Genomic DNA, 15,719 nt, shown 5'->3' on the forward strand with positions numbered 1-15,719 from the left:
AACTGAATTACTCTGCGAAGCCGGACTCCACCAGCTTGATGAGGCCATCGACAGCAGCCTGCTCGTCTGCGCCATCCGCGATGATGCGGATGGTGGTGCCGCCCACGATGCCCAGAGACAGGACGCCCAGCAGGCTCTTAGCGTTCACGCGGCGCTCTTCCTTCTCGACCCAGATGGAAGACTTGAACTCATTGGCCTTCTGAATAAAGAAGGTTGCCGGACGGGCGTGCAGACCAACCTGATTTTCAACGGTAACTTCTTTGACGTACATAGTAAAACGCTCCTATCTATTATCGTTCGGGAAATGCAATTATGTTTCGCGCCTGTTGCGTTGTGATTATTTTAGCGCAAACCGAAACCGTTGTACAGTCCCCAGACGAATTTTTGGCGGTTTTCCCAAGGATGAGGGGGGCATTTTCCACCTTTTATACAAATACAACAAAATTATTCCCCCAGTGTTGGCGGGGTAATACAAAAGTTTTCAACATTTTTTCGACAGAGGGTCAGCACTCCGACTGCTTCTGTGCTTATCCGGCAGAGTATGACCTTTGCCGCAGACTCCGCTCAACCCTCGTACTGCATCCACAGCAGCGCGCATTTCTTTACAACAGAAGGATATTCCGCAGGGTCAAATTCCATGTCTTTTTCGCCTGTGAATTTCCATCCCATCCGACGATAGAGAGCAATGGCGCGGGCGTTGGTGTCCAGCACGCTCAGGCGGGGATGCTCATACTCTTCCAGCTTTTTCCGGGCGAAGTCCAGCATTTTCCGGCCGATGCCCTTTCCCCGGGCATGCCCAGACACAAAGAGATGCTCAATGCGGCCGGTCTTGTGGTCTACGCTCACCATGCCGTCCGGCACATCTTTCGTCGTGTGCAGGTAGCAGGCCCAGCCGCCTTTTTTCTCCGCCTTGAGCTGAGCGAGAAACCCCTCTTCTGTCAGGCCTGCACAATACTCTTCCGTCCAGTTTCCGGCGCAGACGGCGCGGCGTCCCTCCGCAAACAGCTTTGCCGCAGCGGCAAACTGTTCTTCCGTCTTGACGAGGCGGACATTCTCGCCCCGCTTCCACTTGGGCAGCTCGGTGATGGGGTGGCTCTCGCACCACTGCTCATACAGCTCCGGGCGGCGCAGACGGGTGCGCTCCCGGCTCTTTTCGCCCCGCCATGCGTCGATCTTCTGGTGGTCGCCGCCCAGCAGAACGTCGGGTACGGCACGGCCCTCCCAGACCTCGGGGCGGGTGTACTGGGGGTATTCCAGCAGGCCGTCCCAGTAGCTCTCTTCCTCGTAGCCCTTCTGCTCCGCCAGAACGCCGGGCTTGAGGCGGAGGACGCTGTCGGCCACCACAAGGCTGGCCAGCTCGCCGCCGGTGAGGATATAGTCGCCGATCGAGATCTCTTCGTCCGCAAACGCTTCAATGACGCGCTCGTCGATGCCCTCATAGTGGCCGCAGACCAGCGTCAGGTTATCGTACTGGGCCAGCCTGCGGGCGTGCTCCTCGGTGTAGCGCTGACCGCCCGCCGTCAAGAACACGATATGCGGGGCCGGGCGTCCCTGTTCCGCTGCCTCTTTCTGGACGGCGCGCAGGCAGTCGGCGATGGGCTGGGCGTAGAGCACCATGCCGCAGCCGCCGCCATAGGGGTAGTCGTCGGTCTGCTTCTGCTTGTTGAGGGTGTAATCCCGGATCTGATGGCAGTGGGTCTCGATGCAGCCGCGCCTGGCTGCGCGGCCGATGATGCTGGCGTCCAGCACCTGCTGGCACATCTCAGGGAAAAGGGTCACGATGTCCACACGCATTCCCATCGCTCACTCCTCCTCCCGCTCACTGTCGAAATCGTCGTCCAGCAGGCCCGGGATGGGGGTGACGAGGAGATAGCCTTCCGGCGGGTTGCGCTCTTTGAGAAAGGCGTCCACGCCGGGGAACATATATTCCCTGCCGCTGGGGGACTTGACCGTATAGATGTCCTGTGCGCCGGGGTGGTCCACGCTGGTGACGACGCCGTACACCTTGCCGGTGTCGGCGTCCCGCACCTCGCAGCCGATGAGGTCGGCCACATACCACCGGCCCTCGGGCAGGGTGGCGTCGCTGCGGTCGAAGTAGAACACCTGACCCCGCAGGGCGCGGGCGGCGTCCATATCGTTCACGCCCTCCAGCTGGAGCAGCGCCATCTGCCCCTGCGGGCGGATGGAGATGATGTTATAGCACCTGCCGCCCTTTGCCGAAGCATAGAGACGGCCCGTCTTTTTGAGGAAATCCACGCCGTCGCACCACAGCTCCAGCTTCATTTCGCCGCGCACACCGTGGGTGGTGACGACCTTGCCTGCTTCCAGATATTGCTGCATAAATTTGCTCCTGTATTATAAGGTTCGTGTGTAGGTGCGCCCTCCGGCAGCTGCCTGCTATCGGCGATAGCAGCGCACTACCGTTTACGGCAGCAAGAGCTTCCCTCGTCCAGCGTAGGCCTGACCGGCACGCCAGTGCCTCTCCCTATGGGAGAGGTGTCACCGAAGGTGACGGAGAGGGCAAGCCCGTTCATAAATCAAAAAGGCCCTTTGCCATTACAGCAAAGGGCCTGTAGGGTGCTTAGTCGATCTCAACAAGGACCTTTTCATCGACCCGCACAGCAGCCGCGCGCATCACCACACGAATGGCTTTTGCGATCCGGCCCTGCTTGCCGATGACACGGCCCATATCTCCCTCTGCCACGCTCAGGTGGTAGACGATGGTGCCGTCCTCACGGGGGGCGTCCACCGTGACCTTGACGGCGTCCTTATCCTCCACGAGGCCGCGGGCAACTGCCAGCAACAGCTCCTGCATGAGTCAGCCCTCCACCTTACAGAATGTTGGACTTCTTCAGCAGCACGCGAACGGTGTCGGTGGGCTGAGCGCCGTTGGCGATCCAGGCCTTAGCCTTCTCGCCGTCGATGCTCACGACAGAGGGCTCCTGGTTGGGATCGTAAGTGCCGATCTCCTCGATGAAACGGCCATCGCGGGGGAAGCGGCTGTCAGCAACAACAACACGATAGAAGGGAGCCTTCTTGGCGCCGACGCGGCGCAGACGAATCTTAACTGCCATGGTAATATCCTCCAAAAATTTCTTGTTCCCCGGTTTGCGGGGATTAAATCTATCTGTACAACCCCACAGCGGGGTGTATACCGGAATTATTTCATGCCTCTAAAGGCGCCCGGGTTTCCCATCAGGCCGCCCAGCTTACGGGCAAAGCCCTTGGGGCTCTTCTTGAGCTGCTTCATCATCTTCTGCATCATCTCAAACTGCTTGAGCAGCTTGTTGACGTCGGACACCTGAGTGCCGCTGCCCGCTGCGATGCGGCGCTTGCGCTTGGGGTTGATGATGGAGGGGTCCTCGCGCTCGGCCCTGGTCATCGAGTAGATCATGGCCTCGATGCGGTCGAAGGCTTTCTCGTCGATCTGGCTGGCGTCGATGCCGGACATGCCGGGCATCATGCTCAGCATGGCACCCGCGCCGCCCATCTTGCGGATCTGGGCGAACTGGGCCAGCATATCGTTCATATCGAACTTGTTTTCCATCATCCGCTTGGCGGTCTCTTCGGCCAGCTTCTCGTCGGCGGCATCCTGTGCGCGCTCGATGAGGCTCAGCACATCGCCCATGCCGAGGATCCGGCCTGCCATGCGGGTGGGATGGAAGACTTCGAGGTCATCCAGCTTTTCGCCGGTACCCTGGAACTTGATGGGCTTGCCGGTGACAGACAGCACCGAGAGGGCTGCGCCGCCGCGGGTATCGCCGTCGGTCTTGGTGAGGATGATGCCGTCGATGCCGACCGTTTCGTTGAAGGTCTTGGCGACGTTCACGGCGTCCTGACCGGCCATGGCGTCCACGACCAGCAGAGTCTCGTCCACGGGGACAGCCTCTTTGATCTGGACCAGCTCCTGCATCAGCACTTCGTCGATCTGCAGGCGGCCTGCGGTATCGAGGATGATGATGTCGTTGCCGTAGTCCTTGGCGTGGGCCAGCGCCTTTTTAGCGATGACAGGCGGCTTTTCGCCGGGCAGGGTGAAGACCGGCGCACCGGCCTGCCTGCCCACCACCTGCAGCTGGTCGATAGCGGCCGGACGGTAGATGTCGCAGGCCACCAGCATCGGGCGGCGGCCCTGCTTGATGTAGTATTTTGCAAGCTTTGCTGCGTGGGTCGTCTTACCGTTGCCCTGCAGGCCGCAGAGCATGATGATGGTCTGGCCCTTGTTCTTGATGACCAGACGAGGCGCTTCCTCGCCGCCCATCAGGGCGACCAGCTCCTCGTTGACGATCTTGACGACCTGCTGGGCAGGGGTCAGGCTCTCCATGACCTCCTGGCCCATGGCGCGCTCGGAGACCTTTGCGCAGAAATCCTTCGCCACCTTGTAGTTGACGTCGGCTTCCAGCAGGGCCATCCGGACCTCGCGCATGGCGGCTTTGATGTCCGCCTCGCTCAGTTTGCCGTGGCCACGCAGCTTTTTGAACACACCGGCAAGGCGGTCGGTCAAAGATTCAAATGCCATTGTTCGGTGCTCCTCTCAAATCAGTTTTCAGCTCTCATTCACTTCGTCGATGGAGCGGATGAGCCCCAGCATCTTGTTCAGAGTGGCGGCATACTCGGTGGTGGTCAGCCGGGCGTTCGGGCCGGTGCATTCAAACCGGGCGTCGATGACCAGCTGCTCCAGCTCTTCCAGTGTCTGCTGCACCCGGCGGTACCGGGCCGCGAAGCCGACCTTTTCTTCCAGCTCCTTGAGGGCCGTTTCGCCATGCTTGATGGCGTCCCGCGCCCCCTGCCGGGTGATGCCGAAGTTTTCTCCGATCTCGCTGAGGGAGAGGTCATCGTTGTAATACTGGCGCAGCATCTCGCGCTGTTTGGGCGTGAGCACTTCGCCGTAAAAATCGAGCAGATAGCCCATTTCAAAGTCTTTTGCCATGTTCTGTCCTGCTCTGACCTCCGCTGTTTGTAAAGGTTTTTTGCTTTACATACGGAGTATAGCAGACGGGGTGTCCCTTGTCAAGGACTTTTTGCGTCATTTTGCCAAATTTTCTCCCGATTTTTCTCTTTTCTGCCCAAGCCCCGCTTGACGCTTCCTTTCCTTTGCGTTAAAGTTATAGGCGTAAGCTTTCCCCCGGACGCGAAAGGAGACCGCCCGTGCCTATCTACCCCAACATCTACCAGACCCTGCTGCCCGGCCCCATCGTCGAGCTGCGGGGCTATCTTGCGGCCTGCGGGCTGCGGGGGCGGCTGTACGCCTATCTGAACTACAACGGCCCCACCGGCACGGCGCGGGACGAGCTGGCTGAGGGGATGCTGGCGCTGGCCCTTGAGCGCGGGGCACTGACCCCCGGCCAGACCATCGTGGAGGCCGTGTCAGGGCCTTTTGCCACAGCGCTGACGCTGGCGGGGCTGACGGCGGGCCACCCGGTGACGCTGGTCATGCCGGAGGACGCCCCCGCCATGCGGCAGGAGAGCCTGCTCCGCCTCGGAGCGCAGATCATCCATACCCCGGCCCAGGCGGGCCTTGCAGGCGCACGGGCGCTGGCAAAAGCCACCGCCGCCGAAAAGGGCTGGTACTATATGGACTGGCTCAACAACGACGACAACCCCACCTATCACCGCCGGGTTACGGGGCCTGCACTGGTGCGCTCCATCGCGCGGGAGGGTTCCAGCATCGTGGACAGCATCGTCATCGGCGTGGGCAGCGGCGGCACCATCACCGGCGTGGGCGAAACGGTCAAGGCGTGGACGAATGACGTCCGTATCGTAGCCGTGGAGCCTTACGAGAGTCAGGCCCTGAGCAGCGGCCTCACCGGCTCCCATGGCATCCCGGACATCGGCTTCGGCCTCGTTCCCGGCAACTACAATTCCTATGTAGTGGACAACATCGCTGCCGTCACCACCGCCGACGCCGTCCGGGCGGCGCAGCGGGTCCTGCGCACCGATGCCATCCCGGCCTCCCCCAGCGCAGGTGCCGCCCTTCACGCAGCGGCCCAGCTTATCGCAAACGGCAAAAGCCGTTCGGCACTGGCCGTGTTCAGCGCACGCCAGAACATATTATAAAAAGAAAAAGAGAAGAGATCCATGACAAAAGACATGACGACCGGAGCCATCACGCCCCTTCTGGTCAAATTCACCATCCCGCTGGTGCTGGGCAACCTGTTCCAGCTCACTTATAACGCCGCCGACAGCATCATCGTGGGCAAATTTGTCGGCGAAGACGCCCTTGCCGCCGTCGGCACCTCCAACCCGCTGATGACGCTGGCCATCCTCTTCATCAACGGTCTCTGCCTCGGTGCCGGCATCCTCGTCAGCACGGCCTATGGTGCCGGAGACACCCAGCGCGTGGAGCGTCAGGTCTCCACTACCGCCATCGCAGGCACGGTGTTCTCGCTGGTCTTTTCGGCCCTCTGCGTCCTGCTGGCGACGCCGCTGCTCCGGCTGATGCAGGTTCCGGAAGAGATCCTGCCCATCGCGGTGCAGTACCTCCGCATCGTCTTTGCGGGCCTCATCTTCACCTTCTTTTACAACTTCCTCGCCGCCACCATGCGGGCGCTGGGCGACAGCAAGAGCGCCCTATACTTTCTGATGATAAGCTCGGTGCTGAACATCGGCGGCGATCTCTTCTTTGTCGAGGTGCTGGGCTGGGGCAGCGAAGGCTGCGCCCTCTCCACCGTCCTCAGCGAGGCGCTCTGCTGTGTGCTCTGCGTCGTCTATATCCAGTTCAAAGTTCCCGTCCTTCAGCTGGGGCGGCGCTGGTTCGTCTTTGACGGCTCTCTGCTGCGCAGCACCGTCCAGTACGGCTGGACCAGCGCCATGCAGCAGGCCACCGTCCAGCTGGGCAAGATTGCCGTGCAGGCCATCGTCAACACTCTGGGCATCAATGCAATGGCCGCTTTCACCGCCGCCAGCCGGGTGGACGACTTCACCTATATGCCCCAGCAGAACATCGCCCACGCCATGACCACCCTGATGGCCCAGAACCACGGTGCCGACAAAAAGGAGCGGGTGCGTCAGGGCTTTTTCTGCGGCCTGCGCATCGAGCTCATCTACGGCTTCTGCCTGATGGCCGTCTGCCTGCTCTTCGCCCGCCCCATCATCTCCCTCTTCGTGGATGATCCCGCCGTCATCGACCTGGGCGTCAAGTTCCTGCGGTGCGCCTCCCTCTTCTATCTGATGCCCGGCGTGACCAACGGCATCCAGGGCGGCTTCCGCGGCCTCGGCGATTTGAAGATCACCCTGAACAGCAGTATGCTCAACATGGGCTTCCGCGTGGCCGCCGCCGCTGTGCTGGTGCTGGTGCTCAAGGTAGACCTTCAAATCATGCCTGTGAGCTACGGTATCGGCTGGCTGTCCATGCTGGTCTATGAGCTGCCCCTGCTCATCCGCTACATGAAAGAGGACAAACTTTAACTCCGACAAAAAAAGAGCAGGGCGTGCAGCCATAGGACCGCACGCCCTGCTCTTTTTCGCTTTCAGGCTATTTACAAGAAGTTACTTATTCTTGTACATTTCCTCGTAGTATTTCTGATAGTTGCCGCTGGTGATGTGCTCCATCCACTCCTCGTGGTCGAGGTACCAGTCGATGGTCAGGACGATGCCCTTCTCGAAGGGAGTCTCGGGATACCAGCCAAGGTCGTTCTTGATCTTGGTGGGGTCGATGCCATAGCGGCGGTCATGGCCCAGACGGTCAGCGACGTGCTTGATGAGGTCTTCGCTGATGCCGTCGTCCTTCAGGCGGTCGTGCAGCTGCTCGATGATGGTCTTGACGATGAAGATGTTGGGGCGCTCGTTGTGGCCGCCGGCATTGTAGACCTCGCCCACCTTGCCGCCGTTGCAGACCATATCAATGGCCTTGCAGTGGTCCTCAACGTACAGCCAGTCGCGGATCTGCATACCGTCACCGTAGACGGGCAGCTGCTTGTGGTGCTTGACGTTGTTGATCATCAGCGGGATGAGCTTCTCGGGGAACTGGTAGGGGCCGTAGTTGTTGGAGCAGCGGGTGATGTTGATGGGCATACCGTAGGTATCGTGGAATGCCATGACGAACATATCAGCGCTGGCCTTGGAGGAAGAGTAGGGGCTGTGGGGGCAGAGCGGAGTGGTCTCCATGAAGAAGCCCTCAGCGCCCAGAGCGCCGTAGACCTCATCGGTGGACACCTGCAGGTACTTCTTGCCCTCTTTCCAGGTCTTGGCGTCGGCGTCGTACCAGGCTTCCTTGGCGCGCTGCAGCAGGTTGACGGTACCCATCACGTTGCTCTGGACGAAAATTTCAGGGTTCTTGATGGAGCGGTCAACATGGCTCTCAGCGGCAAAGTTGATGACGTAATCGAAATCGTACTTTGCAAACAGGCTCTCGACCAGCTCCTTGTCGCAGATGTCGCCCTGCACAAAGACATGGCGGGGGTCGCCCTCAACGTCCTTCAGGTTCTCGAGGTTGCCGGCGTAGGTCAGCTTGTCGAGGTTGACCAGCAGGATCTCGGGGTACTTCTTGAGCATATAATGCACAAAGTTGGAACCAATAAAACCGGCGCAGCCGGTGATAAGATATTTTTTCATAAATTTCCTCTTTTATTTTCTGCAATTACTCTGCATTTTCATTATTTTCACCAGTGGACAGACAATCTGCAATCTGACCCAGTGTCGAGTCCATTGAAGCCAGAATTTCATTGTTCGCTTTTGTATATTCCACTAAATCCGCAAATGAATACAACATCCATACAGAAAGCATCGACAAAAACCAAACAACAACTGCAACGATTGCCCCGAGCAGTAATCCTACCGCATTATTATCTGTAGCAGCTGCGGCAGAATAAATAACCGCGCCTAAAACAATCGCAACAACACTGAAAAACACGCCTTGAATCGTCGCCCATGTTTTCAGTTTCTTTTCTGACTGGTTAAACATAATCTTTTCCCTCATAAAAGCCAATTAAGCTTTCATCCCGTTGTCGCCGTCCCAGTGCTCGAAGAAGCAGGCCAGCGCGTCCTTCCAGTCGCGGACGTCGTTGCCGACGGTGCAGCGGAGCATCCGGTTGTCCAGAGCGCTCCACTTGGGGCGGTCGGCGCTGTCCGGGTGCTTTGCCTTGTACTCTTCGCTGGTGCAGGGAGCCACGGTGGCGTCCACGCCGGACAGGCGGATGATCTCCGATGCGAAATCATACCAGGAGCAGATGCCCTCGCCGGTGCAGTGGTACAGGCCGTACTCGTGGGTCACGCAGAGCTGCAGGATCTCGTGGGCCAGATCGACGGCGTTGGTCGGGTTGCCGCACTGGTCGTTGACGACTTCCAGCTTGCCGAATTTCTTGCCGGCGTTCACGATGGTCTTGACGAAGTTTTTGCCGTAGTAGCTGTAGAGCCATGCCGTGCGGACGATGAAGTGGCGGTGGCAGAACTGCTCCACATACTTCTCACCCATGAGCTTGGTGGAGCCGTAGGCGCTGATGGGGCCGGGAATGGTGGCCTCATCCTGCGGGATGCCGCCGTTCTCGCGGCCAGAGAAAACGTAATCTGTAGAGACGTGTACCAGACGTGCGCCGGTCTTGGTGGCGGCCTGTGCCAGATTGCGGGGGCCGATGGCGTTGGCCTTGAAAGCAGTGTCATGGTTCACCTCGCAGCCATCCACGTTGGTGAAAGCGGCGCAGTTGATGATGACGTCCGGGCGCTGACGGCGGATGAAGTCATCCACCATCTTGTAGTTGGTGATGTCCAGCTCCGGCAGGTCCACCGGAATGACCGTGGCGCTCACCAGCTTCTCGGGGATGGGGCCAAGCTCACTGCGGCCTTCCCGGAGCTGCTTGATGATCTCGGTGCCAAGCTGGCCTCTGCAGCCGGTAACAATGATTTTCATGCGGATACCGCCTCTCTTAATACTTCAGTTTGCCGTCGGCCACATTCTTGAGGTGCTGGCCGTAGGGGCTCTTGCCGTAGCGCTCTGCGCTTTCCAGCAGGGTATCGCGGTCGATCCAGCCGTACTTGAATGCAATTTCCTCGGGGGCGCTGATCTTGATGCCCTGACGCTTCTCGATCATCCGCACAAAATCGGCTGCCTCCACGAGGCTGTCCATCGTGCCGGTGTCCAGCCATGCAAAGCCGCGGCCCAGCAGCTGGACGTCCAGCTCATCCTGCTTGAGGTACATATCGTTCAGGGTCGTGATCTCCAGCTCGCCGCGGGCGGAGGGCTTGACCTGCTTTGCCATCCTGACGACTTCCTTGTTGTAGAAGTACAGGCCGGTGATGGCGTAGTTGCTCTTGGGATGCTGGGGCTTCTCCTCGACGCTCAGCACCTTGCCGTTTGCGTCGAACTCCACGATGCCGAAGCGCTCGGGGTCCGGCACATAGTAGCCGAAGACGGTGCAGCGGCCCTTGTTCTCGGCGTTGGAGACAGCATTCTTCAGAATCTTGGAGAAGCCGTTGCCGTAGAAGATGTTGTCGCCCAGGATCATTGCGCAGCAGTCGTCGCCGATGAACTCTTCACCGAGGATGAAAGCCTGAGCCAGACCGTCCGGAGACGGCTGGACCTTATATTGCAGATGGATGCCGTACTGGCTGCCATCGCCCAGCAGCGCCTCGAAGCGGGGCGTGTCGGTGGGGGTCGAGATGATGAGGATGTCCTGGATGCCCGCCAGCATGAGGGTGGACAGAGGATAATAGATCATCGGCTTGTCGTAGACGGGCAGCAGCTGTTTGCTGGTGACCATCGTCAGCGGATAGAGCCGGGTGCCGGCACCGCCGGCCAGAATGATACCTTTCATTTTTGTGCACTCCTTATATTATGAAATAAAAAAGTTGTGCAGCTTGTACAAGGCCCGGCAGCGTATCCGCCGGGTCCTGTATGGATTCAAAGCGGAGCTGCGTCCGCTGTAAACAATGTTGGTGGTAATACGCCGCCAGCCGCCGGGCTTCCCGCGCCACGCGCGCTGGCAGGATCTCGCTATGCACTACTGGCAGGCTTGCGATAGTATTACACCTTATTCTACTATCAAATCGAAAAAAAAGCAAGGAAAGAGCGCCCTCCGCAAAAATTTTTGCGGAGGGCGCTCTTTTGTTTCATCAGCAAGCCCTCAGAACTTGAACCCCCACTTGTGGAAATACCGCAGCAGGCTCCCGGTCTGCCACAAAAAAGGCTTGAGGCTGCGGTGGGCTGCGCGATGCCATGCATGGATGGCGGTGTACTGCGGCACGAGGTAGGCTTTGCCGGTGGTGCGCATCTTCTGGGTCAGGTCGGCATCCTCCACATACATGAAGTAGTGCTCATCGAAGCCGCCCACGGCCTTGAACTCCGCCGTCCGCACGGCGGAAAAGCTGCCGGTGCAGAACTCGATCTCAACGGGAGCGGACAGATCCTCCCCCTCCATCAAATACGCACGGTTATATTTCTCCCAGAATTTCAAAAACGGCAGCTGGCGGTAGACCATAGGCCGCAGCGCACAGCGCCGCAGCGGCAGGCTCTGGGAACGGCCATCCGGGAAGCGCAGCCCCGGCCGGGCCATCACAGCATCCGGATGTTCTGCCATCCAGTCGGCCAAATCGCTGAGGGTATCGGCGGTGAGCTGGATGTCCGGGTTCAGGATGAAGTGATAGTCGCTCGTCAGCTCCGGCAGGACGGTGTTGTGTCCGGTGCCGAAACCGCCGTTCTCCTTGCGGCAGCGCACCTCGACTTTCTGGCCGGGCTGAGTGCTCAAAGCGCCGCCCTTCACGGCGGCTTCCAGACGTGCGCCGCTGCCGTCGGGGCTGGCGTTGTCCACCAGATAGAGGGTCAACGGGTGGCGGCGGGTGTATTGCAGCACCGTCTGCGCCGCCCTGAGGGCTTCGTCGCAGCCGTTATAGACAACGATACAGGCAGAGAGTTCCAAGTTTTATGCTCCTCATTTTTATAGCTCAGACCTTTCCGCCATGCCAAGGGCTCCCCTTTTTAGGGGCAACAATGACGACCGCCGCCAGTGGCGGAAGCAGGGAGTCATTGTTGGGGCAGCGGCCAGCAATACGCAAGCAAAGTGAAGCGGATGCTGGGTGCCGCAACCCGGTCTTGGCGAGCGAAGCGAGACTGAGAGGTTGTTCCTCTTTTATTTATTCCAGCGGTAATATCTTCAGGCTGAAATCTTCGCGCTGGATGTCGAAGTTGGGGTTGGTGCAGGGGTCGCCTGCAGCCAGCAGGTCGCCCCAGCGGGCCTGAAAACGCAGCACCTCGCCCTGAAAACGCTTCTGCTTTTCGGGGTTGTCCTCCATGCCGCGGCTCTTGCTCTCGTAGTGGTAGAGCTGGGCAAACGGGGTGAAGACGTTGGTGTAGCCTGCCTGACGGACGCGGACGCAGAAGTCCACATCGTTGAAGGCCACGGCATAGCTCTCGTCCAGACCGCCCACTTCGTCGTAGATCTCCTTGCGGATGAGCAGGCAGGCGGCGGTGTCAGCGTAGACGTCCTGCACATAGTTCAGGCGGCCCATATAGCCGTCGGAGCTGGCGGGATAGTACTTGTGCAGATGGCCCGCCACGCCGCCGATGCCGAAGCCGACACCGGCGTGCTGGATGGTATCGTCCGGGTAGAGCAGCTTTGCGCCCACGCAGCCCACCCGCTTCTGCTGGGCATACATGACCATCTCTTCCAGCCAGGCGGCGGTGATGACCTCGGTGTCGTTGTTGAGCAGAAGCAGATACTCACCGGTGGCGAACTTCTCGCCGAAGTTGTTCAGGGCGCTGTAGTTGAAGCCCTTGCCCTCCCAGATGACGACCTTGAGGTTATCGGGGTGCTCCTTCTGCATCCGCTCGTAGGTGCGGAAGGTCTCAGGGGCCTTGCTGTTGTTCTCGATGAGGATGATCTCAAAATCCGGGTAGGTGGTGCGGGCGTAGATGGACTCCACGCAGGTCTCCAGGTCGCGGATGTGGTCGCAGGTGGGGATGAGGATGCTCACCCGGCCCGGATGGTCGATCGTATAATCGGTCTTGTAGTAGCCCGGCGTACCCGGGATGAGGGACACATCGTCCACGGCCACGCCGCAGCGGGCGTAATGAGCCTTGAGGGCGGCAATGCCCGCGTCGATGCAGTAGGTCTTGGCGGAGATGTCGCTGGCCGTGCTGCCGGGGCTGGAACGCCAGTAATAGAGGGCGTGGGGGATGTGGACGATCTTCCGGGCCGTCTCGGTCAGGCGGAGGAAGAGCTCATAATCCTGACTGCCGTTGTACTCCATCCGCTCCGGGCCGCCTGCGGCGTCCATCAGCCGGCGGCTGAAGAGGGTCAGGTGGCAGATATAGTTGTTGGAGCGGAGGTTGTCCAGCATGAAGTCCGGCTTGAAGTGGTAGAGCACCACGTTCTCTACCTTGCCCTCGAAGGTCGCCTCATCGGTATAGACGAAGTCGGCTCCCTGCTCTGCGATGGCCTTGGCGGCGTACCAGAGGGCGCAGGGATGGAGGATGTCGTCGTGGTCCAGCAGGGCGATGAAGTCGCCGGTGGCCATCTCGATGCCTTTGTTGGTGTTGCCGGGGATGAGCTCATTCTTCTCCAGCTTCCTGTAGCGGATACGAGGGTCCACAGCGGCGCGCTGCTGCACCATCTCGCCCACGCCCGGGGCGGTGCCGGCGTCCACACAGCAGAGCTCCCAGTTGCGGTAGGTCTGGTTCACGACGGAATCCAGCAGCTCTTCGAGGAAGTTCAGCGGGGTGTTGTAGAGTGGCACCACGATGCTGATCTTGGGGCCTGCAGGCTGGTTGCCTGCCTGCCGCACCAGCAGTTCCACCGGTGCGAACCGGTCGGCGCGCATGACTTTGCCCGGGAAGAGGGCGGCGTACTCGCGGCGGGCGCGGGCCAGTTCCCGCACACCCTCGATGCCGCCGCTGCGCAGCTCCCGCAGGAGCACAAAGAAGGGCAGAGTGTGCCAAAGCTGGCGGCTCTTGCTGACGACATAGCGCATGGGCCAGGTCATCTTCCAGAACTTCGAGCCGGTCACCTCGCCCAGTGTCTTCTCCAGCTGCTGCTCATGGCTGCGGCTGAGCGAAAGGTCGCTGCGCAGCCGGGCGATGAGCTCGGCTTCCTCGCCGCAGGTGCGCTCGGCGCGCACCATCCGGTCACGCAGGATGTCCATTTCCATCTCGTAGCCCCGCACCATCTTCAGCTGGGTGGGCTGGCTGGTACAGAACAGCGCCGACTGCGGGGCGCGGCCCTTGCTGCGCCAGCCAAAATCGCGGAAGTATCCCCGCTGAGCCAGCTGCTCGGCCCAGCCCGCCATAACGGTGCTCTCATTGCTCACCAGCAGCACCCGGGCGGGCAGGGTCTCGGGCAGCGTTTCCCACGCGGGGTCTGCCACCACCAGAAGCTCTGCCGCAGAACCCTCTGTCCACTCTTCTGCCTCCACACCTGCACGGTGCAGGGCTTTCGTCAGCAGGGACATCTGCTCTCCCAGCAGGGCCGCCGAGGCGGGGTTTGCCTCCTCCGCGATGCGCTGCGCCAGTGCGCGGCAGCGCTCCCGCTCCCGCTTTTCTTTCTTTTCCTTCTCCAACTGCATTCCGTTCTCTCCACCTGTTATTCTTTATCGTATCGCTCCCGCTTTGGAGCGTGAAACGCGAAATCGTCTGTCTCTTGTGTACAAGCGTGTACAGTATACCAAATCACGTCTCATTTGAGAAGTATTTTGCGCAATTCCTTTTGATTTTTTACATGCCCAGCAGGCGGCGCAGCCAGCTGAACAGACCGCCGCCAGAGCTCGTGCCGCTGCCCACCGTCCGGATGGAAACGCCGGAGTAGTAGTGCTTCAGGATGTCGCGGTAGCCCATCCCCTCCTCGGCGGCGTAGCCCACGGCGCCGCACTGGCTCATGCCCACGCCGTGGCCGAAGCCGTAGTAGTACATACAGGGTACACCCGCTGCATCCGTGCCGAAATCGAAGCAGTAGCGGGAGGACACGAACTGGCCGATATAGCGGTAGCTGCGGCCATTGGACACCAGCGTATTGTACTGGACGAAGCCGCCGAGGTCTTTGTGGGTGGTGTCGGCGCTCTGGTAGGGCTCACCGGTGCGGCTGTCGTTGTACTCGACATAGTCATAATCCTTGCCGATGATGCGGCGCATCTTCTCGTGGTACTGGCGCTCATAGGGGCTTTCCACGCTCTTGAGATACGGCACATCCGAGCCCCAGGCGTCGAGGCTGGAACAGGTGCCGTAGACGCCGGTCTGGGTGTTGTAGCCCGCGCTGGCCGACCAGACGGCGTCGATGACGCTGCCGTTGTAGGTCAGCACCTCATCCTTCACCGACTCCACCGCCTTGCGGATGGCCGACCGGGCCGAGGACGGGATGTCCTCCACGGGGGTGTAGATGAGGGCGTTGGCCGAGGAGCCGTACTGCTTATGGTACTCGAGGTAGGAGTGGATGGCCACGGCCTGGGCCTTCCACGCCTCCTGCGCGGCACTGGCGCTGACATAGCTGCCGATGGAGCCAAGCTCGGTGTAGGTGATGCCCACCAGGCAGTCCACGAGGTCCAGCGACACGTTCCGGCGCAGGCCCTTGCCCTTGATGTTCAGATAGGGCAGTGTAATTTTATCTTTGGAGCCGAAGAGCCAGCTCAGACAATTTTCCTCTTCCTCAGGGATAAGGGTGGTGTTTGCACCGCCAATGGTGGTGGCACCGGGTGCGGCATCCTCGGCGAACGCCGCCGGGACAGCCACGCACAGCATCACAGCTGCCAGCACCAGCGCCGTCAGACGGCGCGCGAAACTCAGACTCTGCTTCACGGTCATTTCC

Annotated in this window: 16 protein-coding genes; 2 read left to right on the top strand and 14 right to left on the bottom strand. The window is 60.2% G+C overall.

Features of this window, described 5'->3' with window-relative positions; all coding sequences use genetic code 11:
- Positions 1 to 7: 7 nt before the first annotated feature.
- From F3G95_RS06965 to F3G95_RS06995, 7 genes are all read right to left on the bottom strand, one after another.
- The gene (locus F3G95_RS06965; protein ID WP_005920365.1) at positions 8 to 271 is read right to left on the bottom strand and encodes an HPr family phosphocarrier protein; all 264 of its coding nucleotides are present in this window, start codon (positions 269 to 271) and stop codon (positions 8 to 10) included.
- A 293-nt stretch (positions 272 to 564) separates the two neighbouring features.
- Entirely contained in the window at positions 565 to 1,800 is a 1,236-nt protein-coding gene (gene trmD / locus F3G95_RS06970; protein ID WP_149794379.1) for a tRNA (guanosine(37)-N1)-methyltransferase TrmD, read from the bottom strand.
- Between the two features lie 3 nt (positions 1,801 to 1,803).
- A complete protein-coding gene (rimM, locus tag F3G95_RS06975) occupies positions 1,804 to 2,340 on the bottom strand; it encodes a ribosome maturation factor RimM (RefSeq protein ID WP_149794380.1) in 537 nt (178 codons plus the stop codon).
- A gap of 241 nt (positions 2,341 to 2,581) precedes the next feature.
- Complete coding sequence (locus tag F3G95_RS06980; protein ID WP_015565586.1) at positions 2,582 to 2,815, bottom strand: KH domain-containing protein; 234 nt, start codon at positions 2,813 to 2,815, stop codon at positions 2,582 to 2,584.
- A 16-nt stretch (positions 2,816 to 2,831) separates the two neighbouring features.
- Positions 2,832 to 3,074, bottom strand: a complete 243-nt coding sequence (gene rpsP, locus F3G95_RS06985) for a 30S ribosomal protein S16 (RefSeq protein ID WP_015565585.1) — start codon at positions 3,072 to 3,074, stop codon at positions 2,832 to 2,834.
- A gap of 86 nt (positions 3,075 to 3,160) precedes the next feature.
- The gene (gene ffh / locus F3G95_RS06990) at positions 3,161 to 4,516 is read right to left on the bottom strand and encodes a signal recognition particle protein (RefSeq protein WP_149794381.1); all 1,356 of its coding nucleotides are present in this window, start codon (positions 4,514 to 4,516) and stop codon (positions 3,161 to 3,163) included.
- 27 nt (positions 4,517 to 4,543) lie between these two features.
- Positions 4,544 to 4,927 (bottom strand): sigma factor-like helix-turn-helix DNA-binding protein, encoded by a 384-nt coding sequence (locus F3G95_RS06995; protein WP_149794382.1) that lies wholly within the window; start codon positions 4,925 to 4,927, stop codon positions 4,544 to 4,546.
- A gap of 218 nt (positions 4,928 to 5,145) precedes the next feature.
- On the opposite strand from F3G95_RS06995, the gene F3G95_RS07000 reads away from it, so the two are divergent.
- Together F3G95_RS07000 and F3G95_RS07005 are read left to right on the top strand one after the other, a co-directional pair.
- Positions 5,146 to 6,054 (top strand): pyridoxal-phosphate dependent enzyme, encoded by a 909-nt coding sequence (locus F3G95_RS07000; RefSeq protein WP_149794383.1) that lies wholly within the window; start codon positions 5,146 to 5,148, stop codon positions 6,052 to 6,054.
- Between the two features lie 21 nt (positions 6,055 to 6,075).
- On the top strand, positions 6,076 to 7,404 hold the full coding sequence (locus F3G95_RS07005; RefSeq protein ID WP_149794384.1) for an MATE family efflux transporter: 1,329 nt from the start codon (positions 6,076 to 6,078) through the stop codon (positions 7,402 to 7,404).
- A gap of 81 nt (positions 7,405 to 7,485) precedes the next feature.
- On the opposite strand, the gene rfbB is transcribed toward F3G95_RS07005, so the two are convergent.
- The 7 genes from rfbB to F3G95_RS07040 all read right to left on the bottom strand — a co-directional run bounded on the left by rfbB (position 7,486) and on the right by F3G95_RS07040 (position 15,715).
- Positions 7,486 to 8,550, bottom strand: a complete 1,065-nt coding sequence (rfbB, locus tag F3G95_RS07010) for a dTDP-glucose 4,6-dehydratase (RefSeq protein ID WP_149794385.1) — start codon at positions 8,548 to 8,550, stop codon at positions 7,486 to 7,488.
- A 25-nt stretch (positions 8,551 to 8,575) separates the two neighbouring features.
- The gene (locus F3G95_RS07015) at positions 8,576 to 8,899 is read right to left on the bottom strand and encodes a hypothetical protein (protein WP_188117525.1); all 324 of its coding nucleotides are present in this window, start codon (positions 8,897 to 8,899) and stop codon (positions 8,576 to 8,578) included.
- A 24-nt stretch (positions 8,900 to 8,923) separates the two neighbouring features.
- Entirely contained in the window at positions 8,924 to 9,841 is a 918-nt protein-coding gene (gene rfbD / locus F3G95_RS07020) for a dTDP-4-dehydrorhamnose reductase (protein ID WP_149794387.1), read from the bottom strand.
- A 16-nt stretch (positions 9,842 to 9,857) separates the two neighbouring features.
- Positions 9,858 to 10,745 (bottom strand): glucose-1-phosphate thymidylyltransferase RfbA, encoded by an 888-nt coding sequence (rfbA, locus tag F3G95_RS07025; protein ID WP_149794388.1) that lies wholly within the window; start codon positions 10,743 to 10,745, stop codon positions 9,858 to 9,860.
- 309 nt (positions 10,746 to 11,054) lie between these two features.
- On the bottom strand, positions 11,055 to 11,846 hold the full coding sequence (locus F3G95_RS07030) for a glycosyltransferase (RefSeq protein ID WP_149794389.1): 792 nt from the start codon (positions 11,844 to 11,846) through the stop codon (positions 11,055 to 11,057).
- 214 nt (positions 11,847 to 12,060) lie between these two features.
- Entirely contained in the window at positions 12,061 to 14,487 is a 2,427-nt protein-coding gene (locus F3G95_RS07035; protein WP_149794390.1) for a glycosyltransferase family 2 protein, read from the bottom strand.
- A gap of 148 nt (positions 14,488 to 14,635) precedes the next feature.
- Positions 14,636 to 15,715: a SpoIID/LytB domain-containing protein gene (locus tag F3G95_RS07040; RefSeq protein ID WP_149794391.1), complete on the bottom strand. Its 1,080-nt coding sequence runs from the start codon at positions 15,713 to 15,715 to the stop codon at positions 14,636 to 14,638.
- Between the last annotated feature and the right edge of the window lie 4 nt (positions 15,716 to 15,719).

The organism is Faecalibacterium sp. Marseille-P9312 (assembly GCF_902497445.1).
GTDB lineage: Bacteria > Bacillota > Clostridia > Oscillospirales > Ruminococcaceae > Faecalibacterium > Faecalibacterium longum.

Excerpts from the sequence above, each read along its gene's own strand:
- trmD (WP_149794379.1), bottom strand. The coding sequence starts at position 1,800 with ATGGGAATGCGTGTGGACATCGTGACCCTTTTCCCTGAGATGTGCCAG.
- F3G95_RS06995 (WP_149794382.1), bottom strand. The coding sequence starts at position 4,927 with ATGGCAAAAGACTTTGAAATGGGCTATCTGCTCGATTTTTACGGCGAA.
- F3G95_RS07005 (WP_149794384.1), top strand. The coding sequence starts at position 6,076 with ATGACAAAAGACATGACGACCGGAGCCATCACGCCCCTTCTGGTCAAA.
- F3G95_RS07040 (WP_149794391.1), bottom strand. The coding sequence starts at position 15,715 with ATGACCGTGAAGCAGAGTCTGAGTTTCGCGCGCCGTCTGACGGCGCTG.
- rfbA (WP_149794388.1), bottom strand. The coding sequence starts at position 10,745 with ATGAAAGGTATCATTCTGGCCGGCGGTGCCGGCACCCGGCTCTATCCG.
- ffh (WP_149794381.1), bottom strand. The coding sequence starts at position 4,516 with ATGGCATTTGAATCTTTGACCGACCGCCTTGCCGGTGTGTTCAAAAAG.
- F3G95_RS06965 (WP_005920365.1), bottom strand. The coding sequence starts at position 271 with ATGTACGTCAAAGAAGTTACCGTTGAAAATCAGGTTGGTCTGCACGCC.
- F3G95_RS07035 (WP_149794390.1), bottom strand. The coding sequence starts at position 14,487 with ATGCAGTTGGAGAAGGAAAAGAAAGAAAAGCGGGAGCGGGAGCGCTGC.
- rimM (WP_149794380.1), bottom strand. The coding sequence starts at position 2,340 with ATGCAGCAATATCTGGAAGCAGGCAAGGTCGTCACCACCCACGGTGTG.
- rfbB (WP_149794385.1), bottom strand. The coding sequence starts at position 8,550 with ATGAAAAAATATCTTATCACCGGCTGCGCCGGTTTTATTGGTTCCAAC.
- F3G95_RS07015 (WP_188117525.1), bottom strand. The coding sequence starts at position 8,899 with ATGTTTAACCAGTCAGAAAAGAAACTGAAAACATGGGCGACGATTCAA.
- F3G95_RS06980 (WP_015565586.1), bottom strand. The coding sequence starts at position 2,815 with ATGCAGGAGCTGTTGCTGGCAGTTGCCCGCGGCCTCGTGGAGGATAAG.
- rpsP (WP_015565585.1), bottom strand. The coding sequence starts at position 3,074 with ATGGCAGTTAAGATTCGTCTGCGCCGCGTCGGCGCCAAGAAGGCTCCC.
- rfbD (WP_149794387.1), bottom strand. The coding sequence starts at position 9,841 with ATGAAAATCATTGTTACCGGCTGCAGAGGCCAGCTTGGCACCGAGATC.